At 47.7% G+C, this 11,101-nt stretch carries 8 protein-coding genes and 1 pseudogene; 5 read left to right on the top strand and 4 right to left on the bottom strand.

Annotation, left to right across the window (positions count from 1 at the left end; translation table 11 throughout):
• Positions 1-39 precede the first annotated feature (39 nt).
• The 4 genes and pseudogenes from infB (at position 40) to iscB (ending at position 6,357) form a co-directional block, all read left to right on the top strand.
• Positions 40-3,204: a translation initiation factor IF-2 gene (infB, locus tag QUA16_RS24495; RefSeq protein WP_333107170.1), complete on the top strand. Its 3,165-nt coding sequence runs from the start codon at positions 40-42 to the stop codon at positions 3,202-3,204.
• A gap of 380 nt (positions 3,205-3,584) precedes the next feature.
• Positions 3,585-4,322 carry a low-complexity tail membrane protein gene (locus tag QUA16_RS24500; RefSeq protein WP_333107173.1) on the top strand — a complete coding sequence of 246 codons (738 nt, stop codon included), beginning with the start codon at positions 3,585-3,587 and terminating at the stop codon, positions 4,320-4,322.
• A gap of 241 nt (positions 4,323-4,563) precedes the next feature.
• Positions 4,564-4,788 (top strand): hypothetical protein, encoded by a 225-nt coding sequence (locus tag QUA16_RS24505; protein WP_333029417.1) that lies wholly within the window; start codon positions 4,564-4,566, stop codon positions 4,786-4,788.
• A 290-nt stretch (positions 4,789-5,078) separates the two neighbouring features.
• Positions 5,079-6,357: pseudogene (iscB, locus tag QUA16_RS24510) on the top strand (RNA-guided endonuclease IscB).
• Positions 6,358-6,961: 604 nt separating this feature from the next.
• On the opposite strand, the gene QUA16_RS24515 reads toward iscB, so the two are convergent.
• Complete coding sequence (locus QUA16_RS24515) at positions 6,962-7,537, bottom strand: alpha/beta hydrolase (RefSeq protein ID WP_333107174.1); 576 nt, start codon at positions 7,535-7,537, stop codon at positions 6,962-6,964.
• A 317-nt stretch (positions 7,538-7,854) separates the two neighbouring features.
• Between QUA16_RS24515 and QUA16_RS24520 the strand changes: the two genes are divergently transcribed.
• Positions 7,855-8,079 carry a hypothetical protein gene (locus QUA16_RS24520; RefSeq protein ID WP_333181394.1) on the top strand — a complete coding sequence of 75 codons (225 nt, stop codon included), beginning with the start codon at positions 7,855-7,857 and terminating at the stop codon, positions 8,077-8,079.
• 199 nt (positions 8,080-8,278) lie between these two features.
• On the opposite strand, the gene QUA16_RS24525 is transcribed toward QUA16_RS24520, so the two are convergent.
• The 3 genes from QUA16_RS24525 to ubiE all read right to left on the bottom strand — a co-directional run bounded on the left by QUA16_RS24525 (position 8,279) and on the right by ubiE (position 10,882).
• On the bottom strand, positions 8,279-8,587 hold the full coding sequence (locus QUA16_RS24525; RefSeq protein WP_333057719.1) for a DUF3493 domain-containing protein: 309 nt from the start codon (positions 8,585-8,587) through the stop codon (positions 8,279-8,281).
• 271 nt (positions 8,588-8,858) lie between these two features.
• Positions 8,859-10,091, bottom strand: coding sequence for a DUF445 family protein (locus QUA16_RS24530; protein ID WP_333107176.1), 1,233 nt, complete (start codon positions 10,089-10,091; stop codon positions 8,859-8,861).
• 89 nt (positions 10,092-10,180) lie between these two features.
• Positions 10,181-10,882 carry a bifunctional demethylmenaquinone methyltransferase/2-methoxy-6-polyprenyl-1,4-benzoquinol methylase UbiE gene (gene ubiE / locus QUA16_RS24535; RefSeq protein WP_333107175.1) on the bottom strand — a complete coding sequence of 234 codons (702 nt, stop codon included), beginning with the start codon at positions 10,880-10,882 and terminating at the stop codon, positions 10,181-10,183.
• Positions 10,883-11,101 lie beyond the last annotated feature (219 nt).

Genomic DNA, 11,101 nt, shown 5'->3' on the forward strand with positions numbered 1-11,101 from the left:
CAATGTAAAAACTGGTTGGCACAAAAGAGGGCAGAGTGGATGAACAACGGCAAAGTAAGAATTTACGAATTATCACGGGAACTAAATTTGGATAATAAAGACATCTTGGCAGTTTGCGAGCGGCTCAATATTTCAGTCAAGAGCCACAGCAGCACAATTACAGAATCCGAAGCAGAGCGCATTCGCAAAACGGCGGAAAAATACGTAGCCAGTAGCCACTCTTCCCCCGGCAAGCCAGCTCCACCCGAAAGAGCAGCCGCGCCATCTAGAGAATCTGGCCCTCACCCTAACGACCAACAAAAAAAGCAGCAAATTTTAGAAATACGCAGTCCAAAAGTACGGCCGGCTGGTGCAAACTCCCAGCCTGCAGGCAACGAGGAAAACAAAAACCAGCCCGCGGCAACCGTGGCAACTCCTCCCAAGTCGCCTGCAGCTCAACAACTCCAGCCGCCAGCTAAACCGAATATCAATCGACCTGTACTGTCGAAGCCAAATGTCGCTGTGTCGGCGGCTCCGTCAGAAAGAGTGTCGGAAACTGTAGGTGCGATCGCCCCGGAAACCACCGCCCAGGCTCAGGCACCGGCGGCACCTCAACCGCCGTCGGAAAAGGCTCCAGAACGCACCCAGCAACCGCCGATCGCCCCTCCTGCGCCCTCGGCAAAACTCACGTCGCCGCCAGTCAGAGGGGCGTCCGAGTCCGCTAGCCGTAGCCCACAAAATCTGGGAAACAAGCCGGTACTCAAACTTGCAAAAACCGAGCAAGAGCAATCAGGACAGTCAGAAACTCTGGAAGCGCCGGCTAAACCGAGCCGCCCCAGCAGACCTGCACCGGGAGGTACCGAATCTCGCGACGCGCGCATACCGCGCCGGGAAGGCGCTGGTGGGCCAGTCAAAACTCCACTTGCCGATCGACCCCAACCCGGTGGGCCGCGCCGGAGCATTGCCCCCGCAACGTCAGCTACCGGGCTGCGTAGCCGGGGCGGTGGCACCGGAGCGCTAGGGGATGACACTGATGACAATGAAGAAGATAATACGCCGTTGCTGGAGATTCCTCTCCTCGAAAGGCCCTCCCTCCCTCGTCCTGCCAAAAAGACATCGGTCATTTGGGAAGAAGATGATGACGAAAACTCAGATGCTGCCAAAGCTGCTAAGGCTGTTAAGGCAAAACGTTCTCGCCTCAAACCCATAGACGAGGATGACGATGACTTAGAAAACGGGTTGGATCTGCCAGCACCAGTCACGGTCAGCCTGTCCCTAGCCCGCCCAGCTAAAGCGAAGGGACAAGCAGCACCCAAGTCAACACCAACTCCGGGCGCACCCGGAAGCAGCGGAAAAAATAAGAGACCAGGCCCTTCTCACGATAAAAGTTCTTCCGGCTCGAGCGGGGGACGCGGCAACCGGGGCAAAACAGCCGAAGCTAAGGTAGAACGTCCAGAAAAGCTGCTGCTGAGCAGGCCGATGACCGTTCAAGAACTAGCACTTACTCTGGCTGTTCCCGAAACCGAAATTATTAAGCGGCTTTTCTCTAAAGGAATTGCGGTAAATATTACGGAAACCCTGGACATTCCAGCGGTGAGGATGGTAGCCGAAGAAATGGGCGTAGAGGTGGAAACCCCAGAAAAAGTAGCCCCAGCTATCAAAGTGATCGAGATGCTGGACGAAGCGGATTTGGAATACCTCGAACGCCGTCCCCCAGTAGTAACGATTATGGGTCACGTGGATCACGGTAAAACTACCTTGCTAGACTCGATCCGCAAAACCAAGGTGGCTCAGGGAGAAGCTGGGGGCATTACCCAGCACATCGGTGCTTACCACGTGGATGTGGTACACGAAGGCAAGAGCCAGCAGGTGGTATTTTTGGATACGCCCGGTCACGAAGCCTTTACAGCGATGCGGGCTAGGGGAACACGGGTTACGGACATCGCCATCTTGGTGGTGGCGGCAGACGACGGCGTGCGACCCCAGACAATTGAAGCGATCAGCCACGCGAAAGCGGCGAAAGTGCCAATTGTCGTGGCTATCAATAAAGTTGACAAGGAGGGTGCTCAGCCGGAACGGGTGAAGCAAGAGCTTACTGAGTACGGCTTGGTGGCAGATGACTGGGGCGGCGATATCACGATGGTTCCAGTCAGCGCGATCCGAGGCGAAAACCTGGATACGCTGTTGGAAATGATTCTGACAGTCGCGGAAATGGAAGACCTCAACGCTAACCCGCACCGACCGGCTAAGGGTACTGTGATTGAAGCTCACCTCGACAAGGCAAGGGGGCCTGTGGCAACTCTGCTGGTGCAGAACGGCACTCTGCGAGTGGGCGATATTGTGGTCGCAGGCTCGGCTTTGGGCAAGGTGCGCGCCATGATCGATGACCGGGGCGATCGCGTAGAACACGCAACTCCATCCTTCGCGGTGGAAGTGCTGGGGCTGCGGGAAGTTCCTCGCGCCGGAGACGAGTTTGATGTCTTCGCAAACGAAAAAGAAGCTGCGGCGATCGCAAGCGGAAGAGCTACCTCCCGACGAGATTCACGCCTGCTGCAAGGCGGCCGGATCAGCCTCAGTGGCTTCTCTCAACAAGCTAAGGAAGGCGTTCTCAAGGAACTCAACTTGATCTTGAAGGCAGATGTCCAAGGCTCCCTCGAAGCAATTGTCGGCGCTCTGACTCAACTTCCTCAAAAAGAAGTTCAACTCCGACTGCTGCTATCTGCTCCTGGGGAAATTACAGAAACGGATATTGACCTCGCAGCAGCCAGTAATGCTGTAATTATCGGGTTCAATACTACTCTGGCCACCGACGCTCGCCTCGCGGCTGACCAAGCTGGCGTAGACGTGCGGGAATACAGCATCATCTACAACCTCTTGGATGACATTCAAGGGGCGATGGAAGGCCTGCTGGAACCCGAATTGGTGGAAGAACCTTTGGGTCAAGTAGAAGTGCGCGCTGTCTTTGCGATCGGTCGCGGGGCTGTGGCTGGATGTATGGTACTCTCTGGCAAAGTCATCCGTAACTGTAAGGTGCGGGTGCGTCGCGGCAACAATGTCGTTTACGAAGGTGTCCTCGACTCCCTCAAACGGATGAAGGAAGATGCCAAGGAAGTCAATGCTGGCTTTGAATGCGGCATTTCCTTGAGCGGGTTTAGCGACTGGGCGGATGGCGATATGATTGAAGCCTACCGGATGGTTACTAAACGCCGGACTCTCTCTCAATAGTTTTGAGTTGTGAGTATTGAGGGGGAAGAGAATTTTTGAGCGATCGCAACCAAATTGCCGATCGCTCGCAACTATTCTCTTCTCTCAATACTCCCAAACTCATCTGACAGTTGACAGTTGACAGTTGACAGTTGACAGTTGACCGAAAGAAGAAGGAAGAAGGAATTAAGAACTTCCTAATCGTCTTTACCCTGGCTTAAAATTTAAAATTCGCTCCCTCAAATAAGAATTACCGAAATAAACCAGGTTTCTGCTTGTAAGTCCTCGGTTTGATAGCTAAATATTTACTCCTGGCATCGGATTTCAGAGTCAAGAGTGCATCCCAAAATCTCAAAATCCCAGATTCAAAACTCCTAATTCATAACTCATAATTATTTAAAGTGCGTTCTTTTTGGTCAGATCCTTTTTTGTGGATTCACCTTTCTGGGGCGGCTACACTGCCGATTTTCCTGGGAGTGTGCTTGCTGGGACTGGCAGTGGGTTCTCCCCTGCTCCCTGTCTGGTTAGAAATGTTTTTAGTGGCTGTAGCAGGTATTGTTCCTGTGCTGTGGATGCAGTGGTTCCGCCCTTTTTACATTTTTAGTATTTTAGTTGTGGCGGTGAAACCCCAGAATTTAACTTCTGTGCAGCACCGGCTTCTGACTCGGTTTAAAACAAAGTTAAATCAAGGAATCGCTCTTTTTGTCGCTGTTTTGCTGGCAATAATTTTGTGGCAACTCTACCGATTGGCTCCCCTCGCGGCAACGGTTGCTCCCTTTCCTCCTTCCTGGCGAGTGGCTGGATTGTTGTTGGCAGTTGCTGCTTTTTTAGCTAGCAATTTGTTTTTGCAGGTGTCGGCTAGTGTCATGGCGGTTTTGCTGACGCCGGAATCAGAATTTGCAGCGACAAAGCCTCATGTTTTAGAAAAAATTCGGCAGGATTTTACGATCGCGCCTTGGCAAGTCGATCGACTTTTGCCGGCTTTGGCAGCCGAGACAACTGCCGCTGTGGCTGCACCCGCAGAGTCAATTGGGCCAGCATCCAGCATAGGGAATTCTGCCGGCAGTATTGTCAACCCAGAACCTGCTGACACCAACGGCGTTACATCCCTACCCGAAGAGTCGATCGAAAAAAAGTGAAATAAAAAATTAAGAGGGGAAAAATTGTAGTTTAAGCTACTTTAATTTGTACAGATGTATGCTGTGAAAAAAATAGGTAAGGCCCCTCTTCGGATAGAGATTATTAATAGTCTTAATATTTAATTTTTAATCGCAGGTTGTGGATATTTTAGGTTGGCTCTTTGGAGAGAAGAATCTATAATAGAGAGTGTCAAGGTCAGCTTTCAATCCTTACAGGGGATTAAAACAGAGGTATAACAATATGGCGAATTATCTACCGATCGCACAACAACCTCAAGCCGCCGAGCCGATCGAGCTGTGCGAAGATTCTGAAATCTGGGGCAGTCTCAAATCCGCGATCGGCGCAAGTTCAGGATTTCAACGCTGGCAGCTAGAACTCAATTTTGAGCGTCAGCAGCAAAATGCCACCATCGATCAGCAGGTTCGTTCCTATCTGCGGGAAACTTTAGAAACTTTGGCTTATTGAGTACCCTAAAACCAAATATTGTCACGGTTTGTAAGGAACCCCACGCTTAAAAGCGGGGGCTTTTAGAAACTCCGACTCGATCGCCAGCGGTGCAAGAAGAAAGCCCGAACCTTACCAGAGACAGGATTAGACCTACGTTTTTAGAGTCATGATACCGGAAAATGCGACGCTAGTTTTCCGCTCTATCACCAAAAGTTAAACAGGATTAACGGGGTTAAACCAGTGCTTTTGGCATAACAAGCTCCTAAAATATTCAAGGGAGCGAACTTTACCCAGCAATGGAGGACTTTGTGTCTAATTTCGTTTTTCTACTTGATATCCACAAACGACCGCTCAATCCAATTCGTCCAGGATTGGCTCGCAAATTGCTAACCACTGGCAAAGCTGCTGTTTTTAAAAGATATCCATTCACACTCATTCTCAAGGTAGAGATAACAGCACCCCAGGAACCAATCACTCTTAAATTAGACCCTGGCTCCAAGGCTACTGGAATCGCATTAGTGCAAGGAAAAGACGTAATCTTTGGTGCAGAACTAGCTCACGCCCGGTCAAGCTATTAAAGCTGGTCTGGAGTCTCGCCGTTCATTGCGTAGAGGCAGAAGAAATCGTCATACCCGCTACCGAAAAGCTAGATTATTAAACAGAACTCGCTCGAAAGGGTGGTTGGCTCCAAGCTTGCAACATCGTGTAGAAACAACCTTAACTTGGGTAAATAGATTGAGGAAACTTGCTCCCATTGCTTCTGTTTTCCAAGAACTTGTGCGGTTCGACTTGCAACAATCAGAAAACCCAGAAATTAGTGGACTGGAGTACCAGCAAGGCGTTCTATACGGCTACGAGATCCGCGAATATTTATTGAACAAATGGGACAGAAAGTGTGCGTATTGTGGAATTACGGATATGCCACTACAAGTCGAACACATTCATCCCAGAGCCAAAGGCGGATCTAATCGCATTTCTAATCTGTGCCTTGCTTGTGATACTTGCAACAAAAAGAAAGGCACTCAAGAGATTGAGCAATTCCTATCTAAAAAGCCCGATATTTTAAAGCGGATTCTATCCCAAGCAAAACGTCCCTTAAAAGATGCAGCAGCAGTTAATTCAACTCGCTGGGCGTTGTTTAACGGACTCCGTTTGACGACTGGTTTACCAGTTTCTACTGGCAGTGGTGGCTTAACAAAATTTAATCGCACTCGATTAAATCTACCTAAATCCCACTGGTTGGATGCTGCTTGCGTAGGTCAAGTCGAAGAGTTGAAGGTGCTGACTTCTCAACCGCTGTTAATAAAAGCAGCAGGACACGGTACTCGACAAATGTGTGGCACAAATAGGTTTGGCTTCCCAATTCGACATAGATCGAAAAAGCAGATCCATTTTGGTTTTAAAACTGGCGATATCGTTGGCGCGACAGTCACCGCAGGCAAGAAAGTCGGTTCCTAGGTGGGACGAGTTCTTTGCCGTGCATCCGGTTCGTTTGACATCGCTACAACGAAGGGAAGAGTGGCAGGAATTAGTCATAAATATTGCCAACCTATTCATAAAAAAGATGGCTATTCCTATGGATTTTGATTCAAGGCGACGGTCGTCGCAGCCGCTTTCCTCCCCATGTCTAAAGCCAGGGGCTTCTCGCTAGTTTTTTGGTGAGTGTCGATCGGAACTTCGGAGAGCAAATTGCAGGGGACAGTATTTCTCGGCGTTGCTGATTTACGGTATGAAAGGCTAAATATGCAAGTCATAGAAACCAGTATCCACAAAGCTTCTGCCTTTTCAACTTATTTTTTTCATACCCTAATTAAGCAACGCCCAGCAAGCCCTATTTAAATTAGTCACTCATCTCCAAATATTTGACTTTCCCAAGCTTTTTAGCTATGATTGTTTCTCACAAATCATTTAGGATTGCTATACTTCAGGAGCCACTTTTAGTAAACTCTCGAACATCTATCCCGATCTAGATTTGACAGCGAAGTTATCTGATTTTAGATTTTAGATTTTAGAATTAGGAATGGCTGATTCCCGTCAGGTTTGAAGCTTGCCGGGAGTTAGATTTTGTTTTTAACTCGTGTCAAAATTAGGAAAATTTTGCACAAAAAAAGGTAACTCCCCTGTAATTTATGCAGGTTCAGCAACCCAAGTGCGATCGCTCGAAGCAATCAACCGTCCTTGACCAAATCCACTACAATCTAGGCAGACGAATCTTGTTCAAAATGTCTTGCAGCCGTTCTGAAACGCCACCCAATTGTTCTGACAAAGCTACAAGTTTGCCGTAAGCTTCAACTAAGCGATCGCCCTCAACATAAACTTCTGGAGTAGGATAATTCTTCATCGCTTCCAGCATTGTAATCTCGTTATCATTAGTTGCAGACAGCACCAAGGCAGATCTCAAAGCTTCTCGATTTGCATTCCCAGAAGGAGTGCGAATTACCTCACCCACCTCATCGAGAATTATTTCCCCAACCTTGCTGTTAAGCGTCCGATCCAAAAAGCTTTGACTGACTTTTACTGGTCTCGTCAGACTGTTGCGAACGGCTTCGGGGTCTTTTTTTGCTTTTCCCAGCAGCATTTCTAACGCGGGCGACATTTTCCCAGTTTCTGCAAAAATTTCTAATTCGCTGACGGGTAAAGTCATTCGGATCGCACTGTATTTGAGCACTACCTTTTCGGCCGCCGCCGCAGCATTGCTGTAAAATACAATTCCCGCGCCTGCTGCTAAAAATAGTGTCCACCGCCCTTTGAAAAATGATCTATTCATAGTAAAATCTCCCAACATCTTTTTCTACTTAGACTTTGACACATCTCATTAGTTACTGCACAGGCTAAGGTCTTGGGGAAATACCAAATTAGTCGATCGCCCCAGCACTTATACAATTTTAGATTTTAGATTTTAGATTTTAGATTGGCGAATGACTGATGATTATCCTGGTTTGCAGCACAAGTCTACAGCTGCATGATTTTTGGGAACTGGTATTACCTATATCGGATGCTAGGGAAAAAACTCGGTTCAGGGCGCTTGTATGGGCCTCTCTGTGCGCGGTGCACACCCTACTGATAACACTCAACCATTCAGTTTTGCGACCACGATTCACCAGTCAACAGTCAACAGTCACCAGTCAACAGTCACCAGTCAACAGTCAACTGTCAACAGTTAACAGTCAACTGTCAACAATCACCGACGGTGCCACCCAAATTGATATGATTCTCTCTCCCAATCTCCCGATCCTAGCAAAATGCCGAACGCCAGCTCTTCTATCAGTGAAGGCTGGCGCTGGGCTTAAATTTATTTTATATATTTAGGGTCTTTATGAAAGCTGACCCCAATTGAACGAATTACAAGCGGTTTATGATTAGGGCCTTTAAATTTGCTGACCCCAATTAAAGCCACATTATTAGTATTACAGGGATCGCTGGGAAACCACGATTTCATAATAATTTCTTTATATTTATAACTTTTCCTTGCCTCAGATAGATTTTTGTCTCGATTTGTAAATTTTTGTTACTTCGACTTCGGGGATCGGCCCTCGGCGCGCTGCTCCCAGCGAAACAGGAACACCATCAGGGCCACCACTCCGACTTGGAGGGCAAAATTAGGCAAAGCAGAACCAATTTCCCGCCCAGAGGCAATTTTAGCGAGGAAAACCAAGCCGCCGATAAAGCCCGAAGCGCCACAAGCTACATAGACAAACTGTCGCAGAGGCCGGTAGGGAGTGGCCATTTCTGCGGTTAAACGCTCGTATTGTTGGCGGCTGAGGTTGCGCGGGTTTTTTGGGATGTTTGTGCGATCGTCCGAATTGGGGGCTGGCATAGATTTAGAAAATAAGTAAATTAGGATTGGGTCACAAAAACCCGGTTTATAAGTAGTAGGACACAATTAATTACACAAAAATTTGGGCTACAAGCCTTGTCTAGTAAAGAATCAGCAAAAAATCAGTGTGTAATTAATTCTGTCCAATTACTTACCAAAAATCCTCTGGCTGAGGTGGCCAATACGGTCGAAAAACCAGGTTTTTGGTACTGTGGGTGCAAGTCGAGTGAATATTGGACTAGAACAAATATCTCATAACTGCCGAAATAAATCACCGCTGAATCCAAATCACAACTGTCTGTAAACAGCCGACAAAAACACCCAAAATCCCTCCTAAATTTACAATTCCCTGCAACTCGCTTTGGACAATCCCCTGAATTGCTAACTCCAACTCTTCAGGAGAAGTACCTTTGACTCGATCGACAATCACCTGGTCAATATTCAAAATCGGGATAGCCTGAGCTACAATATTTTCTAAATCCCGCTCTAAATAACGCTCTAAAACCAAAGCAAGTTCTTTGCTGACAATTCCGAGGGAAGCGCTCATCACCGCTGAAGTTTGCAAGCGATTGAGAATCAACCGCGAAATATTTTCCCAGTCAATAGATTTACTCAACCCCTCAAGTACATCTGTACCCCGCTGCTGAACATAGCTGCGAACACTGTCGCGCATAGTTTTTCGCAACTGTCTCACAGTCGAAACCGGTAAATTTTGCATCGACAAATTTTGCAGCCATTCCTGAATTCGCCCGCGAATCCCCAAAGAAATAGTTAACTCTGCTAAGCGCTGATTTGTCGCTTCTCTGTCATCCAGACAAAAAGTCCGCAGCCGAGTTAAAGTGTTCCGCAAACCAAACAAATTTGCTACTACCCAATAAGTGCCGCTCGTTTTTTCTCGAAACCCTTCATCGATGATCGAAATATTGCGATCCGTCAAAAAGTCAATTAAAGCCTGCCTCAACACTTCCGGGGGTATTACTACCTGCAACAACCAATCAGCAAGCTGAGCCGCCTGAGATTCCGTAAGCTGAATCTCCAGCAAAACTTGATCAAAAATTTGATTAAGCTGAGCTTCTAAAAAATCTTCCCGGCGCGCCAAAACTTTGAGAATTCGCGGCACAGATTCCCCCAGCAAATCTCGCAGAATGTTAGCGAGAATTTTAGCCGTTTTTTGCTCTGCGTCTGCTTTTACCTGATCCAGCGCCAACTGCAACAGCCAGAGAATCACCGACTGCATCCGCTCGGTTTGCAGGAGGCGGCGCGCCAAGTTTTGCAGTTCCTCCGGCGTCAGCAGCGAACCCATAATTGTATCGGAAATTCGCTTTGCCAAGCGCTCTTGGTTGCGGGGGATCAAGCCTGGAGTGAAAGGCAACTTCCGCCCTTTGATGTAAATAGCTCGATAGGGGCGGAACAGCATTTTGATAGCTATATCGTTAGTGAAATAGCCAATAATTCCTCCCACTACAGGTGGGGCCAACAACAGCCAAATGTCAGACGGATTCATCAATAATTGGGAATTGGGAATTGTTGATTGTTGACTGTTAACTGTTAACTGTTGACTGTTGACAACTGACAACTGACAACTGACAACAGTCAACGGACTAATACCAATACTCCCATCATAGCTCCGGCAATCGGGTAGTGGGTGGCGGCGGCAAATCCGGCTTTGTTGGCGATCGCGACTTGCTGCTGGCCGATCGGGAATTTTTCTAAACTAGGATTAATGTAGGCATATTCTTGAGTCATGCCAAATTGCTGAGCAATGGGTACTACGAGACTGTCTAGATAAAACTGCTGGAAGCTCCGCATTAGGGAATTGCTGGGGCGGTGGAGGTCGAGAATAGCTGCTTTGGCACCGGGTTTGAGGACGCGGTGCAATTCCTGAAGACTGCGGGGGATGTCAGTCACGTTACGCAGCCCGTAACCCATTGTGGCGCAGTCGAAGTAATTGTCAGCAAAAGGCAAGTCTAGGGCGTCAGCTTCTACCCAGGAAATAAGACTGGCAGGGGTGAGAAAAGGTCGATCGCGCTTGGCAGCCACGGCCAATTGTTCGGCGGAAAAATCTACTCCAAAGACGCAACCGGTCGGCCCTGCTTGTTTGGCCAGCAACAAAGCTAGATCCCCGCTACCGCAGCACAAGTCTAAACAAGTATTTCCGGGGCCCGCACTGCTCCATTTCACCGCCATTTGCTTCCAAATCCGGTGTTGCCCAAAGCTCAACCAGTCGTTCAATTGATTGTAAACTGGTGCAATTCGATTAAATATAGTTTTAATTTGTTCGGCGTTATTAGTCATTAGTTATTAGTTATTAGTTATTAGTTATTAGTTATTAGTTATTAGTCATTGGTCATTAGTCATTGGTCATTAGTCATTGGTCATTAGTCATTGGTCATTAGTCATTGGTCATTAGTTATTAGTCATTGGTCATTAGTCATTGGTTATTAGTCATTGGTCATTAGTCATTGGTCATTAGTCATTGGTCATTAGTCATTGGTCATTAGTCATTGGTCATTA

Origin of the sequence: Microcoleus sp. S13_C3 (assembly GCF_036700905.1) — a bacterium.
GTDB lineage: Bacteria > Cyanobacteriota > Cyanobacteriia > Cyanobacteriales > Microcoleaceae > Microcoleus.

Bases quoted from the DNA above. Each gene is read 5' to 3' on its own strand.
- infB (WP_333107170.1), top strand. From the start codon at position 40: ATGAACAACGGCAAAGTAAGAATTTACGAATTATCACGGGAACTAAAT.
- QUA16_RS24505 (WP_333029417.1), top strand. From the start codon at position 4,564: ATGGCGAATTATCTACCGATCGCACAACAACCTCAAGCCGCCGAGCCG.
- QUA16_RS24515 (WP_333107174.1), bottom strand. From the start codon at position 7,537: ATGAATAGATCATTTTTCAAAGGGCGGTGGACACTATTTTTAGCAGCA.
- QUA16_RS24525 (WP_333057719.1), bottom strand. From the start codon at position 8,587: ATGCCAGCCCCCAATTCGGACGATCGCACAAACATCCCAAAAAACCCG.
- QUA16_RS24530 (WP_333107176.1), bottom strand. From the start codon at position 10,091: ATGAATCCGTCTGACATTTGGCTGTTGTTGGCCCCACCTGTAGTGGGA.
- ubiE (WP_333107175.1), bottom strand. From the start codon at position 10,882: ATGACTAATAACGCCGAACAAATTAAAACTATATTTAATCGAATTGCA.